Genomic DNA, 17,310 nt, shown 5'->3' on the forward strand with positions numbered 1-17,310 from the left:
CTGCGAGCGTCACATTTTCGACCGCCCGCCAGCCCCCTGAACGCGGCGCGGGGGTAACGTCATTTGATTTCCCAGCTCGTGTTATGCGGAATGTCCATTGCGAAATAACCGCCTTCGCCGGCCAGCGCAGGCATGGCGTTACATGCGAAAGGCTCGCTGCCCGAGATCCCCTTATATTTCCCGGTGCCGCCCGTAATGATGTGCGTGCCGCAACTCATCGTCGGCTGCGACTTGTCGACATCGCGGGTGTCGAAGGTCGAGAAAATCATGTCTCCATCGGCGTCGGCCAGGATGCATGCACCGTCGATATATTTCTTTGGCCCTGAATCGACATTCAATGCCGTGCACCGCGCCGACATCTTATCAAGCATCTTTTCTCCCTTCAGATTCTGGGTGGTTCCAACTGCCTCCAACAGGACGGCTGAAAAGCCGGGAGCCTTGAGGTTCTGCAGCGGCCGGAAAATGAAGTGAGTCACATAGGGCGAGGTCCCCTTAGATTCGGCAAATGCGATCCCGGGGGCAAAGGCCGCGAGCGCTGTCGAGACAAGCACGATCTTGACAATAGTCATCTTTGCGTTAACCGCCGTTGCCTTGGTGTTCATTGACGCCTCCCTCGGTTGTCGCTGAAAACGACCTGCACCGTTGCGTTTTATGCTTATCGATAGCGCTCGATGCGGCTTCAGGTTTTGATCATTTTTAAATATCCTGCATAAGGTCTAGCTATAATACGCATTCGCCAATCATAGTTTAGCTAGAACTATTCAATACTTTATATTGTCTGAATTTTATTCGTTTTAATTATAAAAAACAACGCCATGAGCTTTATCTAAAAATATAATAATAATAAAATTACAGTAGTAATTAACCGATATTGCTGCTTTTAGCTCATAAATCAAGATGTTAAATATTTAAAAGATATTTTCATATTCACTACATTGTGATGTTCGTTAACAATGAATAAATTGGAGCGGTCAGAGTGCGGCTCGGTCATCCGATCTCGCATCATGGGCACGCCCTTCACCCTTTTGGTCACCAACCGGCGCGGGCGTCCAAATTTCCGCAATGATCGCGCGCAAGCGTTCTGCTTCGCGTAAAACCTCCTCGCAGCGCTGACGCAACGCGGCGAAGACGGTTTCGCCATGACCATCTTGCGACGCAGCGGGCGGCGGCGGAGGCGCGGCGAAATCCAGCTGCGCCATCGCCGCGCGCCGGGTCGCGTCCAGCAGCTTTTCGCTCGCCAGTGGGTCGAGATCACCGCGCCGGTTGCGGATCAGAAGGCGCACAGTGACGATCTGCGCGGCGGTGACATAGGCCGCGGCGATCAGTTTGCTGTAATGGGGCCAGACGGCGCGCTGGGCCTCGGGGTCGGCGCGCATCCGCGTCGCCGATTCGCCAAGGGCCGAAAAGGCCTCCAAGAGGTTCTTGCGCGCCAGGCGGTAATCCTGCTCCGGCGAGTTCCAGCGCAGCGACCGGTCGGCGTAACGGCGCAGGGCGCGCAGAAAGCCGTCGGCGAGGCCGGGCGCGCTATGGCGCTCCCATTGCGGCAGCAGGAAAGTGAACAGAAAGGCGATGAGGGCGCCGACGCCCGTATCGATCAGACGCGCCGCGACCAGCGGCGCCTTCGTCGGATCGAGCAGATGGAGCGCGAGCAGCGCCATCACCGACGCGGCGAAGGAGGACAGGCGGTAGTCGATCTTCACATAGGCATGGGCGACGGCCAACGCGAGAAGCTGAACCGCGAACAGCAGCGGCCACGAGCCGATCCACAGAAGCGCGCCCGCGGCGCCGCAGCCGAGGATCGTGCCCAGCAGCCGCTCGTCGCGTCTCTGGCGCGTCGCGGCATAGCTGGCGCGCATGATCACCGCGATGGTCAGGAGAATCCAGTTGCCGTGCTCCAGACCGGGAACCAGCACGGTCAGGGCGTAGCCGCAGCCGAGCGCCAGAGCGAGCCGCACGGCGTGGCGGAAGATCGGCGACGACCAGCGCAGGTGCTGCAGGATGACGTCGAGCGAGACTTTCACCGGCGGCGCGAAGGCGCGCATGTCCACGCCGGCCATGGCCTTTTCGGCGGCGTCCTGGCTGGTCAGCAAGGCGGGAAGGCTGGCGAGCTGCGACAACGCGAGTCCGACGCGCGCGCGGGTGAGGCGCGCGGCGCGCAGGACGGTCGGATCGGCGCCCTGCCCGGCCTCCATGGCTGCAATAGCTGCGGAAAAAGCGTCGAGCTCCGGCTCTCGGTTCGGAAAGGACAATTGCCCGCCGCCGACGACCAGATCGAGCGCCAGCGCGTCGAGATCGCCGGCCATTTCGCGTAGAAGGCGCTCGATTTGCGCCGCCGGGTCATCCGCTGACGCCGAGGCGCCATCGGGCGCCCCGTTCGACGAGCCATGCGCCAGCCGCAGCGGCGCATGATCGGCCAGCATCGAAACGACGCCGTCGAAGGCGTCGAGCACCGCGGCGAGCGCCGCGATCAGCCGCGTCGCCTCGGGGCGCCCGGCGGCGGAGGCGATGAGGCTGCGTGCGGTCTGGAGATGATCGGCGAAAGACACCTGCTGCTCGACCACCCGGAGACAGACCTCGCCCTCGTCGGCGTCCTTGCGATAGAAGCCGGAGACCCGGCGCAGGAAGGACGCGAATTCGCGCAGGACTTCGGCAAGCGTAATGCGGCGGCCCGAGGCGTCGGTGAGTTTGGTGAGCGCAAGCGCCAATGGGATATATAAGGCGCCGCCGAAGGTCGCCATCTCGGCGTAATTCAGGCGGGCGGCAAGGGTCACGGCGGGCGCGCCCAGCGCAAGAACCAGCGACAGCAGCGAAAGCACGGAGAGCGGAAGCGCCCAGCGGCCCCATGCGATCAGCAGCCCGGCGATGAAACCGGAGACGATGACGACCACGCCTTCGGCGAGGTGACTTCCGCCGGCGAAGGCGGCGGCAAAGGCTGGAACAGAGGCGCAAATCCACGCCAGCGGCAGGATGCGCAGCTTGGCCGAAAAGGGCGTCGAGGTGTCGGCGATCGAGACGCAGAGCGCGCCCAGAGCCGCCGCCATGCCGGACTCAAAGCCGAACAGGCCCGATGATGCGAGCCCGACGATCAGCACGCCGATCGCAACGGCGACGCCGTTCACGATGTGATAACCGAAGAAATATTTGAGAAGTTTTGGTTTCACGCGCATCGGCGCAGTCGCTCGCAGACAAGCCCAATCAGGAATGGTCATGGCCAGGAGTGAAACGATCCACGCCGGGGCTCACGGGAGGGGAGGATTGCTTCCCTTCGCTGGCAATCACGGCGCAAATCCGTGCGCTCACCCTGTGGCGTCGATCAGGCGGGCAAGGCGCAGAAGAGCGAGTTCGTAGCCTTGAACGCCGCAGCCGGCGATGACGCCGTCGGCGCGGCGCGAAACGAAGGAATGATGGCGAAATTCCTCGCGCTTGTGAATGTTGGAAATATGCACCTCGATCACCGGGCCTTCGAAGGCGTTGAGGGCGTCGAGCAAAGCCACCGACGTATGGGTGAAGGCGGCCGGATTGATGACGATGCCTCCGGCCCTGCCCCGCGCCTCGTGAATCCAGTCGATCAGCTCATATTCGCGGTTGCTTTGATGGAAATGCACCTCCAGCTTCAATTCGTTCGCCCGCGCATGGCACGCGCGCTCAACGTCGGCGATGGTCTCCGAGCCGTAGATTTCCGGCTCGCGCTGGCCGAGCAGGTTGAGATTGGGGCCATTCAGAACAGTGACGAGGCGGCTCATCCGGGCGTCCTTTTCGCGCGACGAATCCGTCTCGCCGCCGCGCCGAATTTAGGGGGCTTTTGCGAAAAGCCAAAGTTGGCGGCGCTCGGGGCGCGGCCCCCCACCCGGCCGCCTTGCGGTGGCCAGGTGGGGAACTCCCGCGCCTATAGCGCGGCGCCCTCACCCTCGAAGGCCCGAACCCACATGGCGCAGAGGCCCGAGCGCACGATGTCTTCGAGTTCGAATTCGACCACCGGCACCGGCAGGCCATGGGCGCGGATCAGTTCGATCATCTTGCGCAGCCCCGAGGCCTGCTGGATGTCGGACTGGTTGACGTCGCCGTTGACCACGCTGATGCAGTTTTCGCCGACGCGGGTGAGGAAGGTTTTTATTTCGCCGACCGTGGTGTTCTGCGCCTCGTCGAGCAGGATGAAGGCGTTTTTCCAGGAGCGGCCGCGCATCACCTCGAAGGGCGCCATTTCGATATCGCCGCGCTTCACCGCAATGTCGAAGGCGCCGTCGCCGATGCGCTCCTTGATGGCGTCGGTGATCGGAACCGCCCAGGGCGCGAATTTTTCCTGAAGGGAGCCGGGGAAGAAGCCGAGCGAGCGGCCACAGGGCACATTGGGGCGGGTGAGGATGATTTTGTCGATTTGTCCGGCCCGGTAGAGATCGGCGGCGTAAGTGGCGGCGATCCAGGTTTTTCCGGTGCCGGCAGGGCCGAGGACGACGACTTGCTGAGAGGACCTGAGAGCGGCGAGATATTGCGCCTGCGTGGGGTTGAGGGCCTTGATGGGGGGAAGGACTCGATCGTTCTGGAATTTGTTCCCCTTGAATTCGATGATCTCGGCATCTCCATGTTGACGGGAATTGCGGCTCTTTCTTCGGTCCAGTTGCTTGCCCACGCGCTGACTCCTCAGATGTGAATCGACGGGCGCACAATCCGCTTGCTAGGGCGGACAGCACGATGGAGGGATATGCGGTTTTACTGGCAAAACAGCGAGAGCGGCTTGTGCGCGCTTTGGTTTGAGTGACGCCATCGGCCTGTTCCTCGCTGGAATCAGGATAGGCGATTCGCTCCAAACACAAAGTAAAAAAATTTCTTTTCCGCCGTTACGCGTTGGGCAGATTTTGCGACAGCGCCTCGAGCACCGCCATGCGCACCGCGACGCCCATTTCCACCTGCTCGCGAATGAGACTCTGCTCGCCGTCGGCGACGCTGGAATCGATTTCCACGCCGCGGTTCATCGGCCCCGGATGCATCACCATGGCGTCGGGCCTGGCATAGGCGAGCTTGTCGGAATCGAGCCCGAAAAAGCGGAAATATTCGCGCGTAGAGGGAATAAAGGCGCCCTGCATGCGCTCGCGCTGCAGGCGCAGCATCATCACGATGTCGGCGTCGCGCAAACCGTCGCGCATATTGTTGTGAACCTCGACCCCCATCTGCGCGATCCCGGTCGGCATCAGGGTCGAGGGCCCGACCACCCGGACCCGCGCGCCGAGCGCCGAAAGCAGGATGATGTTGGAGCGCGCGACGCGCGAATGGAGCACGTCGCCGCAGATCGCGACTGTCAGCCCCTCGATGCGGCCCTTGGCGCGGCGCATGGTCAAAGCGTCGAGCAGGGCTTGCGTGGGGTGCTCATGCGCGCCGTCGCCGGCGTTGACCACGGCGCAATCGACCTTGCGCGCGAGAAGATGGGCGGCGCCGGCCTGATGATGGCGCACGACGATGATGTCCGGCCGCATGGCGTTCAGCGTGATCGCGGTGTCGATCAGGGTCTCGCCCTTTTTCACCGAACTCGTCGCCACCGACATGTTCATGACGTCGGCGCCGAGGCGTTTGCCGGCGAGTTCGAACGAGCTTTGGGTGCGGGTCGAGGCCTCGAAGAACAGATTGATCTGGGTGCGCCCCGACAGCCGGGCCTTTTTCTTCTCGACCTGGCGCGACACCGAGATCGCCTCCTCCGCCAGATCGAGCAGGTGGAGAATGTCGAGCCGGCTGAGGCCCTCGATGCCGAGCAGATGCTTGTGCGCAAAGGAAAAGCCGGGAATGGACATATTTGAGGCTCTCTCCGGGTGAGCGGCGGGCGCGAGGGAAGCCATGCGCAAATTTCAGGCGCGGCGCAAGGACCATTTGACAGACGCGCCCCGGTCCCCCATTTTCCCGGCCCGTTCAGGGCCGCGGGGGGCGCGTCCCGAAGGGATTTGCAGGCCGCTCAAACGGCCTTCGGGGTTGCCGCATGGACGTCGTCATCGTCGAATCGCCTGCCAAGGCCAAGACGATCAACAAATATCTGGGCAAGAACTTCGAGGTCATCGCCTCGTTCGGCCATGTCCGCGACCTGCCCGCCAAGGACGGGTCGGTCGATCCCGACTCCGATTTCAAGATGCTGTGGGAAGTGGACGGCAAGGCCGGCAAGCGCCTGTCGGACATCGCGGCCAAGGTCAAGAACGCCGACCGCATCGTGCTCGCCACCGACCCGGATCGCGAGGGCGAAGCCATTTCCTGGCATGTGCTGGAAGTGTTGCGCGCCAAGCGCGTGCTGAAGGACAAGCCGGTCGAACGCGTGGTTTTCAACGCCATCACCAAGGACGCGATCCTTGAGGCGATGAAACATCCGCGCCAGATCGACGAGAATCTGGTCGAGGCCTATCTCGCCCGCCGCGCGCTCGACTATCTCGTCGGCTTCAATCTCTCGCCGGTGCTGTGGCGCAAGCTGCCCGGCGCGCGCTCCGCCGGGAGGGTGCAGTCGGTGGCCCTGCGCCTCGTCTGCGACCGCGAGTTGGAGATCGAGAAATTCGTCGCGCGCGAATATTGGTCGCTGGTCGCGCATCTGCGCAACCAGGCCGGCGCGCCCTTCACCGCGCGCCTCGTCGGCGCCGACGGCAAGAAGATCACGCGGCTCGACATCGGCGCCGGCGCCGAGGCGGAAGGCTTCAAGCGCGACCTCGAAAATGCGGTTTTCCGCGTCGTTTCCGTCGAGGCCAAACCCGCCAAGCGCCATCCTTACGCGCCCTTCACCACCTCGACCCTTCAGCAGGAAGCGTCGCGCAAACTCGGCATGGCGCCGGAGATCACCATGCGGGTGGCGCAGAAGCTCTATGAAGGCGTGGACCTCGGCGGCGAGACCGTCGGTCTCATCACCTATATGCGAACCGATGGCGTCGATGTCGCGCCCGAGGCCGTGGCGAGCGCCCGCGCGGTGATCGGCCGCGAATTCGGCGACCGGTATGTGCCCGGCGTCCCGCGCAAATATCAGGTCAAAGCCAAGAACGCCCAGGAAGCCCATGAGGCGATCCGCCCCACCGACGTTTCCCGCCTGCCGAAAGACATGGCGCGCCATCTCCAGGCGGACCAGGCCAGACTCTATGAGCTGATCTGGACCCGCATGGTGGCGAGCCAGATGGAATCGGCGGTGCTGGAACGCACCGTCGCCGAGATCGAGGCGAAAGCGGGAGGCCGCGTTCTGGACGTGCGCGCCACTGGCCAGGTGGTGCGCTTCGACGGCTTTTTGAAGCTTTATCAGGAAGGCAAGGACGACGAGGAGGACGAGGACTCCGGCCGCCTGCCCCCGCTCGCGCCCGACGAAATCCTGAAGAAGGACAAGATCGACGCGACCCAGCATTTCACCGAGCCGCCGCCGCGCTATACCGAGGCGACTTTGGTGAAACGCATGGAGGAATTGGGGATCGGCCGTCCCTCGACCTATGCCTCGACCCTCGCTGTGCTGCGCGAGCGCGATTATGTGAAGCTCGACAAGAAACGCCTCGTCCCCGAGGACAAGGGCCGGCTGGTCACCGCCTTTCTCGAAAGCTTTTTCGGCCGCTACGTCCAATATGACTTCACCGCCGCTCTCGAAGAGCAGCTCGACCGCGTCTCCAACAGCGAGATCGACTGGAAACAGGTGCTGCGCGACTTCTGGCGCGACTTTTCTATAGCCATCGACGGCACCAGGGAGTTGCGCACGACGCAGGTGCTCGACAGCCTCAACGACCTGCTCGGGCCCCATATTTTTCCGGCCAAGGAAAATGGCTCCAATCCGCGCGCCTGCCCCGTCTGCGCCGATGGCCAATTGTCGCTGAAGCTCGGCAAGTTCGGCGCCTTCATCGGCTGTTCGAATTATCCGGAGTGCAAATATACCCGCACCCTGTCGAACCGCGGCGGCGAGGCCAACGGCGTCGAGGGCGAGCGCCCCGGCGTCAAGGTTCTCGGCGAGGACCCGAAGACCGGGAAGGAAATCACTTTGCGCGACGGGCGTTTCGGCGCCTATGTCCAGGAGGGCCAAGACGCAGGAAAAGACGACAAGCCGCGCCGCTCGTCGCTTTCCAGCAACCTCAAGCCCGAGGACGTCACCCTCGAAAAGGCGCTGGCGCTGCTCTCGCTGCCGCGCGAAGTGGCGAAACATCCCGAGACCGGCGAACCGATTCTCGCCGGCATCGGTCGCTATGGCGCCTATGTCCAGCACAAGAAGACCTACGCCAATCTCGCCAAGGACGACGACGTGCTGGAGATCGGCGCCAATCGCGCCATCGATCTCATCGTGACCAAGGAGGCCGGCGGCGGCGCGCGCGGCTCCGGCGGCGAAATCCGCGCGCTCGGCGACCATCCCGAAGGCGGCGCGATCACGCTCAAGGCGGGACGTTTCGGACCCTATCTGGCGTGGGGCAAGGTCAACGCCACTTTGCCGCGCGGGACCGACATGACCGGACTGACGCTGGAAAAGGCGGTGGAGCTGGTCAACGCCAAGGCCGCGGGCGCGCCGTCCGGCGGCGGGCGCGTGCTCGGCGAACATCCCGACGGCGGCCAGGTCACAGCCCGCGCCGGGCGCTACGGACCCTATGTGTCTTGGGAGAAGATCAGCGCCACCCTGCCCAAATCGATGACGCTCGACGACATCGGGCTGGAGCAGGCGATCAGACTGATCGAGGACAAAATAGACTCCGGCGGCGCGAAAAAGCCGGCGAAAAAGGCCCCGGCCAAAAAGACGGCAGCGGCCAAAAAGACCGCGGTAGCGAAAAAGCCGGCGGCCAAAGGCGCCAAGGCAAAGCCGGAGATCGTCGATTCGGACGAACCGCCCTTCGAGCCCGACGCGCCCGCGAAGAAGCCGGCGCGGAAGAAACCGGCCGGCAAGGATTGAAATGAGCTGGGGAGAGGGAGTACGGTCGTGCCCTCAATTCGGACCCGGCTCTCCCCGCATCATACCCGCGCGGCGATTCTTTCGCGTTTGCGCAGCCAGGCGGCGTCGAGCAGCATTTGCGCCGCCCAGCGATAGACGTTGCGCTCGCTGATCTGGTCCACCATGATCCGCATGCGTTCGGCCTGTTCCTCCGGGTCCATGCGCAGGGCCCGGTCATAGGCGCGGGCCATGCCGTGGGCGTCATAGGGATTGACGATCAGCGCCTCCGGCAATTCGAAGGCCGCGCCCGCAAAACTCGACAGGATCAGCACGCCACGCTCGTCGTCGCGGGCGGCGACGAATTCCTTGGCGACGAGATTCATGCCGTCGTGCAGGCTCGACACGACGCAGGCGTCGGCGGCGCGGAACAGTTCGAACACTTCGTTCGGTTCGTGGTGCCGCACCACCAGCAGGATCGGCTTCCAGCCGCCGCGCGCATATTTGGCGTTAATCGTCTCGGCGAGATTTTCGGCCTCCTGCTGCAAGGCGGCATAGGCGTCGAGTTTCGAGCGCGTCGGCGCCGCGACCTGGATCAGCACGAATTTGCCGCGCCATTGCGGCGACATGGTCAGCAGATCGTCCACCGCGCGCATACGGTCGAGAATTCCCTTGGTGTAATCGAAACGCTCGACGCCGACGGCGATGCGAACGTCCTCGTTGAGTCCGAAGCGGGCGCGCACATTGGCCCGGCACACGCTGGCCGGCGGCTGGCCGACGAGCGCGCGCGGCGGCCATTCGATCGAGATCGGATAGGGCCTGACCAGGGTCTCGGCGCCGCGCAGACAGATCGAGGAATTCTCGCGGTCGATCCGGCTTTCGATGAAACGGTCGGCGGCCTCGAAGAAATTGTTGCAGTGAAACTGGGTGTGGAAGCCCAGGATCGACGAGCCGAGCAGGCCGTCGAGGATTTCCTCGCGCCACGGACAGATCGAGAAGATCTCGGCGTTCGGCCAGGGAATATGCCAGAAGGTCACGATGGTCGCCTTGGGCAGACGATTGCGGATCATACGCGGCAGCAGCGCGAAATGATAATCCTGCACGAGAACGATGGGGTTCTCGCAATTGGCCTCCTGCACGACGATGTCGGCGAAACGCTGGTTGACCTCCTTGTAGCTGGCCCAATCCGACTCGCGGAAGTTCGGACGGATGAAGGCGAGATGGCACAAAGGCCACAGGCCCTCGTTGGCGGCGCCGTAATAATAGCCGTCCTGCTCCTCGTCGCTCAGCCAGACGCGCCGCAGGCTATAGGTCGGGTCGTTCGGCGGGACCATCAGCCGGTCGTTGCGATCGACCGTCTCCCGGTCGGCCGAGCCGCCGCCATGGGCCATCCAGACGCCGCGGCAGGCGCGCATCACCGGCTCCAGCGCCGACACCAGGCCGCTCGCCGGAATCTGGAGACGGATTTCACCGTCGATCCTGTTGTGGATATAGGGTTCGCGGTTCGAGACGATCATCACCTGAGCGTCGGGCAATTCGTCCTGCAGCAGCTGGCGCAGGCTTTCCGGCGACCATTTGACATAGATGCCATGGGTGAATTTACGCCGCACGCGCAGGTCCGCCAGCAGCGCGTTAATCTGGCGATCGACGGCGGATTGGCCGTTCGGCTGCGCCGGCGGCGGCGTCTGGTGCAGGCTTTCGCCGATAGCCACGCGCAGCGACTGCATCCAGCTGCGGCGCAGCGCGAGCACCAGGGCGGTGGCGAGGATGGCGAATGCGACCGCCACCGCCGCGAGCGCGGCGGTCACGTAAATCTGGGCGTCGCGTTCGCGGCGTTCAACCACGTCGAGATCGTGCGCCACCAGCAATTCGCCCGATGACGACCCGACGGTGAGGGGAAAACTGTTGATGCGGATGTGACCGTGCTTGGGCGTGAGCACGGTCAGACCGCCGGATTTCGCCTGCGCGAATTCCTTGCAGTCGAGATTGATCGGCATGGCAGAAGTGGCGATCGCCAGCTTGCCGTCCTTGGTGCAATAGCCCAGTCCGAGAATGTGGTCGTCCTCGGCGATCCGCCCCATCACCTTGCTCAGGGCGCTATGCTCGTTGATGCCCGAGGCCGCGGCCTGATCGCGAATGGAGCGGTAGATCAGTTCGGCGCGCAGATCCATGTCGCGCTGGATCCAGCCGTTGATGATCAGCGAGGACAGCGCGCCGAGCGCGATAGCGAGCACGATGCCGGCGACGATGCCGAGGGCGGTGTAAAAAACGCCCGGCTTGTCCAGAAACGCCCTCAGGTTTTGGCGCGTGCGGCTCATCGCGCCACCTCCCAGCTTTTCGATAGTCGCATGGCGCACAGAATGATCCCGACCAACGAGTAGGTTTGCGGGAAATTGCCCCAGAGTTCGCCGGTCACCGGGTCGATGTCCTCCGACAGCAGACCGACGTGGTTGCGGCGCGCGAGAATTTTTTCGAACAGAACCCGCGCCTCCTCGGGGCGGCCGATCGCGGCGAGCGCCTCGACATACCAGAAGCTGCAGATGGTGAAGGCCGTCGAGGGCGCGCCGAAATCGTCCGGCGCGGCATAACGGAAGAGATAGCCGTTGCGGGCGAGCACATCGCCGATGACCTCGACGGTCGAAACGAATTTCGGATCGTCGGCTTTGACCAGCCCGAGTTCGGCGAGCAGCAGCACGCTGGCGTCGATGTGGTCGGAATCGAGACTGCCGGTGAAGACCTTCAGCTTGGCGTTCCAGGCGCGGACGAGGATTTCGTTGCGCAAGCCATCCGCCGATTTGCGCCATTGCTCCGCGCGTTCCTGCAGGCCGAGCCGCGTCGCGATTCGCGCCAGGCGGTCGCAGGCGACCCAGCACATGGCGGCGGAATAGGTATGGATCGAGGGCTTGTCGCGATATTCCCAGATTCCGGCGTCGGTCGTCAGCGCCACCGCCAGCGCCCGCATGCCGAGCGGTTCGAGCATGGCGAACAGATGTTCGTCGCCCTTTTTCGGCAGACGCTCGTCGAAGAACATCTGGGAGGCGGCGAGAATGACGCTGCCATAAACGTCGTGCTGGACCTGGTTGACCGCGTCATTGCCGATCCGCACCGGCCCGTAACCGCGATAGCCGGCAAGATCGGGCGCAACCCGTTCTTCAAGATCGGACTCGGGCAGGATCGCGTAGACCGGCCGCATGTTCGAGCCGCCCTCCATCGAGATGATATTGGTGACATAGTCGATGAAGCGCTCCATGGTCACCGAGGCGCCGACGCGGTTAAGGGCGAGGACGGTGAAATAGGCGTCGCGAATCCAGCAATAGCGGTAATCCCAGTTGCGCTGCTCGCGCGGCGCCTCCGGCATCGAAGTGGTGAGCGCGGCCACGATCGCGCCGGTCTGCTCGAAACTGCACAATTGCAGAGTGATGGCGGCGCGAATGACCTGCTCCTGCCATTCGAACGGCAGGTTGAGGTGGCGCACCCAGGTATGCCAGGAGTCGAGAGTCCTGTCCTGGAATTCCCGGCCGACGCGGGGGATCGAATCCGACATGGGCTCGTCGGGATGGAGGATCAGCGTCATCCGCCGCGACAGGACGAAGGCCCCTTCGGTCGCGACATAGGAGACCGGCGCGTCGGTCGAAAGGCGGATCGACCCGCCGCCGTCGGCGGCGAAGCGCACGTGGTTGCTGCCCATGACCGGGGTCGGGCGCAGGCTGCCGTAAGCCATGCGGGGCCGCAGGCGGATGCGGATGCGGCACAGGCCGGACAGGGGCTCCAGGACCCGCACGATCGTCGGCGGGTTGAACAGGCGGTCGTGGCGGTGGAAGCGCGGCGCGAAATCCGTGATCGAAAAGGCGGCGCCGCTTTCCGAGCGCACGATCGTCCGCACGATGGCGGAATTGCGCACATAGCTCTGCTCGGTTTCGCCCTTTTCGTCGTCGAAAACGATGGAAAAAAAGCCGTCTTCCGGCTTTTCGCCGTCAATCAGCGCACAGAACAAGGGATCGCCGTCCACGCGCGGCCAGCACATCCAGACAATGGCTCCCGAACGGTCGACCAGGGCCGAAAGATTGCCATTTCCGATCACTGCAAGGTCAAGCGACGGATGGATCGTCATTCATCATGCTCCCGTCAGGAAGAAAGCCCGGCCGCCAGATCGGCGAGCCAGGCGCGGACCGCCGCCGGGTCCGAAAATTCCGCTTCGCCTTTGGAAAACAGGCCGCCCGCGACCCGGAAGCCATAGCCGCCGTGGGCGATGCACGCCTCAATCGCGGCGACATCGGTGCGGTCGTCGCCGACCATGACCGGGCGCCGGCCCGCGAAAGGCGCCGCCGCCATGAAACGCGACACCGCCTCGCCCTTGGAGACGCCGGCGCGCAGGATTTCGAAAACCATGCGTCCGCGCAACAGCAAAAGCCCGTCCGGCGCCGCCGCGGCGACCTCTTCCAGCGCGCGCTCCAGGCCCGGCATGGCGTCGGCGGCGCCACGATAGTGGATGGCGACCGACTCGCTCTTGTCCTCGATCAGGAGACGCGGATCGGGCGCGGCCACGCGGCGGACGCCGGCCAGAACGGACGGGTCGAGCGCGCCCTGTTTCGTGACCGCGCCCTTCGGATCGAACCGGATTTCGGCGCCGTGGACGCCTGCCGCGCGCCCGCAAAAGGGGCGCAGGCGGTGATCGATGTCGGCGATTTCGCGGCCGCTGACCACCGCCAGCGCGCCGCCGAGCAGGGCTTCGAGACGGGCGAGAAGTTCGGGCAGCCCAGGCGGAGCGACGGCGGCGCCGGGCGTTGGCGCGATATCCACCAAAGTGCCGTCGAAGTCGAGAAAGAGCGCGAAATTTCCTCCGTCGCGCGACAGAATGTCATTGATGCCGGCCGTTTCCGGCCGTTTGAGATTACGCTTCAAAATCCTCTCCACACCTCGCGTCGCACGGCAATCCCCGCGAGGCCGAGACAGCCTACCATTCCGGCAAAGCCTGTGCGCAACAAGGCGACAACAAGGCCGGGCGGTGGCTCCCCGAATTTTTGCAACGCGAAAGCCGCGCCGCGCCCTAGAATAGAGCGCGATTCGGCCGAATCGCAACTTTTTCTAAATTATATTGTTTCAGCGGCCGTTTTGCGAAAACAAGGCGCCCGTCTTCAGTAAATCGGGAATCTGTCGGTCAGCGCCGCGACCCGCGCCCGGACCGACGCCTCGACCGCCGCATTGCCAGCTTCGCCGTTTTGCGCGAGGCCGTCGAGCGTCTCGACGACCATTTCGCCGACCTGCACGAATTCGGCCAGTCCGAAACCGCGCGAGGTCGCGGCGGGGGCGCCGAGGCGGATGCCCGAGGTGATCCAGGGCTTTTCGGGATCGAACGGCACGCCGTTCTTGTTGCAGGTGATTTCCGCGCGGCCGAGCGCGATTTCGGCCGCCTTGCCGGTGAGCTTTTTCGGCCGCAGATCGACCAGCATGAGGTGATTGTCGGTGCCGCCGGTGACGAGGTCGAACCCGCCCGCGAGCAAGGCGTCGGCCAGAGCCTTCGCATTGTCCACGACCCTGCGCGCATAAGACTTGAATTCCGGGCGCAAAGCCTCGCCAAAGGCGACCGCCTTGCCGGCGATGACATGCATCAGCGGTCCGCCCTGCAGGCCGGGGAAGATCGCCGAATTGATTTTCTTTCCGATCTCCTCGTCGTCGGCGAGGATCAGGCCGCCGCGTGGGCCGCGCAACGTCTTGTGAGTGGTCGAAGTCACAACGTGGGCGTGGGGAAAAGGCGAGGGATGGACGCCGCCCGCCACCAATCCGGCGAAATGGGCCATGTCCACGAAGAGATAAGCGCCAACCGCGTCTGCGATCGCCCGGAACCGTTCGAAATCCCAGAACCGGGCATAGGCCGAGCCCCCGGCGATGATCAGTTTTGGTCTGTGCTCATGGGCGAGCCTTTCCACCTCATTCATGTCGATCCGGCCGGTTTCGCGGCTGACGCCGTAGGAAACCGGCTTGAACCATTTGCCGGACATATTGACCGGCGAACCATGGGTGAGATGACCGCCCGCGGCGAGATCGAGGCCCATGAAGACGTCGCCCGGCTGGAGCAGCGCGAGAAAGACCGCCTGATTGGCCTGGCTGCCGGAATTGGGCTGCACATTGGCGTAGCGGCAGCCGAACAGTTTCGTCACCCGTTCGATGGCGAGGTTTTCCACAATGTCCACGTACTGGCAGCCGCCATAATAGCGCTTGCCCGGATAGCCCTCGGCATATTTGTTGGTCAGCACCGAACCCTGTGCCTCGAGCACCGCGCGCGAAACGATGTTTTCCGAGGCGATCAGCTCGATTTCCTTGCGCTGGCGACCAAGCTCCAGCCCGATGGCGCGGGCGATTTCGGGATCGGATTCCGCCAGCGCGGCGCCGAAAAAGCTGTTGGAGAGATTCGTCGCCACCGCGGCGTTGGATTGGCTCATTTCGGGCTCCATCGGGAAACGGGGATTTTCCCGCCACTTACCATGCGAAACGCAGCGAAGAAAGGCTATTGGAATGCGCGGGCGCAATCGTCAGCGATCGCGCGCGGCGCCCGATGCGCGTTTCGCCAACGCCAGAAGGACGATCGCAAGCAAGGGACAGACGAGGTCCAGATAGGAGGGAAGGCCAGCGTTGCCGGGGCGAAATCGCCGGTCGCGATCATCTGCCTGACATGGCCGATGGCGTCGCCGAGGAGAAAGATGGAGGCGACGACGACGGCGGCGGCTTTGAAGCTCAGATCGCGCCAGAACGCCAGACAGGCGGTCACGCCAATCGCGAGGTCGGCCATGCCGACCTCGAACTGGAAGGGGCTGACCTGCCATCCAATGTAAGCGGCGGCGATTTCGGGAAAGATAATATGGGTTACGCCCGCCCAAAGCCCCGTGACTCCGATCGGGAGCAGCAGGAGCCAGGACAGGAGGCGCTCGGCGGCGGCCGCGAGAAGGGCGGCGATGGAGAGAAAGGCAGGCAGATTTTGAAGAACAAAACAAATGCCTTGGCCGATCGAAATCAACCTTGAACAACGGGAACGGACGCGACGGCCGTGACCGATGTTTCGCAGCGCCTGAAAAAACGACGCCCCCGCCGCGAAACGCCGGAGGCGCGGGAGCGAAGCCGAATTAACGGTCGTCCGGACCCGGGTCGAGGTCCGCGCCGCGGTTGACGCCGCGATTGACGCCGTCCTGGGCCACGGGCTGGATCACCGGCGCGGCGCCCGCGTTCGCGGTCGAGAAGCCGTCGCGCTGGTAGATGTCCTCGCGGAACTGCACGACGCCGTCAGGCTGGCCCCAGGCGGTGATATAGACCCAATAGACATTGACCGGGGGATCGATCTTGACATCGACGCGCTCGCCCGAGGCGATGACCTGGTCGATATGGTCGCGGTCCCAGCCGGGCTGGTTCTTGAGCAGCCATGCGACATAGTCGCGCACGTTCTGCAGGCGCATGCAACCCGAGGAGACGAAGCGGAAATCGTCGCCGAACACGCCCTTTTCCGGCGTATCGTGCATATAGACGCCGTAAGGATTGTTGATGTTGATGCGCACCACGCCGAGCGAGTTCTCGGTGCTCGGGTCCTCGCGGAAGCGGTAGTTGACCGCGTCCATCGAATGCCAGTTGATCTGGTCGGGCTGAACCTCGTTGTTGTTCCGGTCGTAGATGCGAATGTGGTTTTCGGTCAGATAGTTCGGATTGGCCTGCATGCGCGGGATCAAATCCTTGCGGATGATCGAGGCCGGCACCGTCCAATAGGGATTGAAATCGACGTCGAGCGCGCGGGTCTGCATGACCGGCGACTGGCGGTCGATGCGGCCAACGCCGGCGCGGTGGCTCGTGATCACCGTGTCGTTCTCGACCGTATCGACCATCGCGGCGGGAATGTTCGCCTCGACGAAACGCGAGCCGAGATTGGCCGCGAAGGTGCGCAGGCGGACGATATTGGTTTCGAGCTGGTGCAGGCGGTAATCCGCCGGGATGTTCATCACCGCGATGGTCTGGGCCGTGGCGACGCCGGTCGGAATCAGGCCGTGGCGCGCCTGGAAACGTTTGACGCCGGCTTCGACATAGGAATCGTAAACGCCCGAGCGCGAAGCGGAGGGATCGAGATCGCCGGTGATCGCCAGGCGCTTGCGCAGGGCGAGCACCGCCGAGCCGCTGGAGCCGATCCTTAGCGTCGCGCCGGCGGGAACCTTGTTCCAGCCGCCATTGGCGACGATGCCCTTGTACCTCTCGATCGCCTGTTCCGTGGCCGCCAGAGTCCGCGGCGACAGCAGCGGCGTATTGGATCGCTGGACCGACAGTTCCGCATCGGAATCATAACGTTGCGCCCATTCGGCCTGGCCGAACCCATCGATGGCCAAGGCCGGGGCGGCGCAAGCAAAAGCGCCGAAAGCGGCGCCAAGGGCGAAACGGGCGAGCGCGCCCCTACGGCGCGGCGAGAAAGCGCGGCTTCTCGACAATTCAGCGATATTCAAGGA

General features: G+C 63.8%; 12 protein-coding genes. 1 reads left to right on the forward strand and 11 read right to left on the reverse strand.

Features of this window, described 5'->3' with window-relative positions; genetic code table 11:
- Positions 1 to 59: 59 nt before the first annotated feature.
- From K2U94_RS13380 to K2U94_RS13400, 5 genes are all read right to left on the reverse strand, one after another.
- Positions 60 to 602: a hypothetical protein gene (locus K2U94_RS13380; protein WP_243067684.1), complete on the reverse strand. Its 543-nt coding sequence runs from the start codon at positions 600 to 602 to the stop codon at positions 60 to 62.
- Positions 603 to 971: 369 nt separating this feature from the next.
- Positions 972 to 3,167: an FUSC family protein gene (locus tag K2U94_RS13385; protein WP_243067685.1), complete on the reverse strand. Its 2,196-nt coding sequence runs from the start codon at positions 3,165 to 3,167 to the stop codon at positions 972 to 974.
- A 129-nt stretch (positions 3,168 to 3,296) separates the two neighbouring features.
- Positions 3,297 to 3,743 carry a type II 3-dehydroquinate dehydratase gene (gene aroQ / locus K2U94_RS13390; protein ID WP_243067686.1) on the reverse strand — a complete coding sequence of 149 codons (447 nt, stop codon included), beginning with the start codon at positions 3,741 to 3,743 and terminating at the stop codon, positions 3,297 to 3,299.
- A 143-nt stretch (positions 3,744 to 3,886) separates the two neighbouring features.
- Positions 3,887 to 4,564, reverse strand: a complete 678-nt coding sequence (locus K2U94_RS13395) for a PhoH family protein (protein ID WP_425332551.1) — start codon at positions 4,562 to 4,564, stop codon at positions 3,887 to 3,889.
- A gap of 271 nt (positions 4,565 to 4,835) precedes the next feature.
- Entirely contained in the window at positions 4,836 to 5,780 is a 945-nt protein-coding gene (locus tag K2U94_RS13400) for an aspartate carbamoyltransferase catalytic subunit (protein WP_243067687.1), read from the reverse strand.
- 182 nt (positions 5,781 to 5,962) lie between these two features.
- Between K2U94_RS13400 and topA the strand changes: the two genes are divergently transcribed.
- Entirely contained in the window at positions 5,963 to 8,860 is a 2,898-nt protein-coding gene (topA, locus tag K2U94_RS13405) for a type I DNA topoisomerase (RefSeq protein WP_243067688.1), read from the forward strand.
- A 59-nt stretch (positions 8,861 to 8,919) separates the two neighbouring features.
- On the opposite strand, the gene K2U94_RS13410 is transcribed toward topA, so the two are convergent.
- The 6 genes from K2U94_RS13410 to K2U94_RS13435 all read right to left on the reverse strand — a co-directional run bounded on the left by K2U94_RS13410 (position 8,920) and on the right by K2U94_RS13435 (position 17,307).
- Positions 8,920 to 11,154, reverse strand: a complete 2,235-nt coding sequence (locus tag K2U94_RS13410) for an alpha,alpha-trehalose-phosphate synthase (UDP-forming) (protein WP_243067689.1) — start codon at positions 11,152 to 11,154, stop codon at positions 8,920 to 8,922.
- Complete coding sequence (locus tag K2U94_RS13415; RefSeq protein WP_243067690.1) at positions 11,151 to 12,947, reverse strand: glycoside hydrolase family 15 protein; 1,797 nt, start codon at positions 12,945 to 12,947, stop codon at positions 11,151 to 11,153. The genes K2U94_RS13410 and K2U94_RS13415 overlap by 4 nt, the downstream gene beginning before the upstream one ends.
- Before the next feature lie 14 nt (positions 12,948 to 12,961).
- Positions 12,962 to 13,738, reverse strand: coding sequence for a trehalose-phosphatase (otsB, locus tag K2U94_RS13420; protein ID WP_243067691.1), 777 nt, complete (start codon positions 13,736 to 13,738; stop codon positions 12,962 to 12,964).
- 233 nt (positions 13,739 to 13,971) lie between these two features.
- The gene (glyA, locus tag K2U94_RS13425; RefSeq protein WP_243067692.1) at positions 13,972 to 15,276 is read right to left on the reverse strand and encodes a serine hydroxymethyltransferase; all 1,305 of its coding nucleotides are present in this window, start codon (positions 15,274 to 15,276) and stop codon (positions 13,972 to 13,974) included.
- Between the two features lie 65 nt (positions 15,277 to 15,341).
- Complete coding sequence (locus K2U94_RS20805) at positions 15,342 to 15,848, reverse strand: DUF6790 family protein (RefSeq protein WP_369334838.1); 507 nt, start codon at positions 15,846 to 15,848, stop codon at positions 15,342 to 15,344.
- A gap of 106 nt (positions 15,849 to 15,954) precedes the next feature.
- Positions 15,955 to 17,307: a L,D-transpeptidase family protein gene (locus K2U94_RS13435; RefSeq protein ID WP_425332524.1), complete on the reverse strand. Its 1,353-nt coding sequence runs from the start codon at positions 17,305 to 17,307 to the stop codon at positions 15,955 to 15,957.
- Positions 17,308 to 17,310: the final 3 nt, after the last annotated feature.

Source organism: Candidatus Rhodoblastus alkanivorans, from assembly GCF_022760755.1.
Taxonomy (GTDB): domain Bacteria; phylum Pseudomonadota; class Alphaproteobacteria; order Rhizobiales; family Beijerinckiaceae; genus Rhodoblastus; species Rhodoblastus alkanivorans.

Bases quoted from the DNA above. Each gene is read 5' to 3' on its own strand.
- K2U94_RS13380 (WP_243067684.1), bottom strand. From the start codon at position 602: ATGAACACCAAGGCAACGGCGGTTAACGCAAAGATGACTATTGTCAAG.
- K2U94_RS13385 (WP_243067685.1), bottom strand. From the start codon at position 3,167: ATGCGCGTGAAACCAAAACTTCTCAAATATTTCTTCGGTTATCACATC.
- aroQ (WP_243067686.1), bottom strand. From the start codon at position 3,743: ATGAGCCGCCTCGTCACTGTTCTGAATGGCCCCAATCTCAACCTGCTC.
- K2U94_RS13400 (WP_243067687.1), bottom strand. From the start codon at position 5,780: ATGTCCATTCCCGGCTTTTCCTTTGCGCACAAGCATCTGCTCGGCATC.
- topA (WP_243067688.1), top strand. From the start codon at position 5,963: ATGGACGTCGTCATCGTCGAATCGCCTGCCAAGGCCAAGACGATCAAC.
- K2U94_RS13410 (WP_243067689.1), bottom strand. From the start codon at position 11,154: ATGAGCCGCACGCGCCAAAACCTGAGGGCGTTTCTGGACAAGCCGGGC.
- K2U94_RS13415 (WP_243067690.1), bottom strand. From the start codon at position 12,947: ATGACGATCCATCCGTCGCTTGACCTTGCAGTGATCGGAAATGGCAAT.
- glyA (WP_243067692.1), bottom strand. From the start codon at position 15,276: ATGAGCCAATCCAACGCCGCGGTGGCGACGAATCTCTCCAACAGCTTT.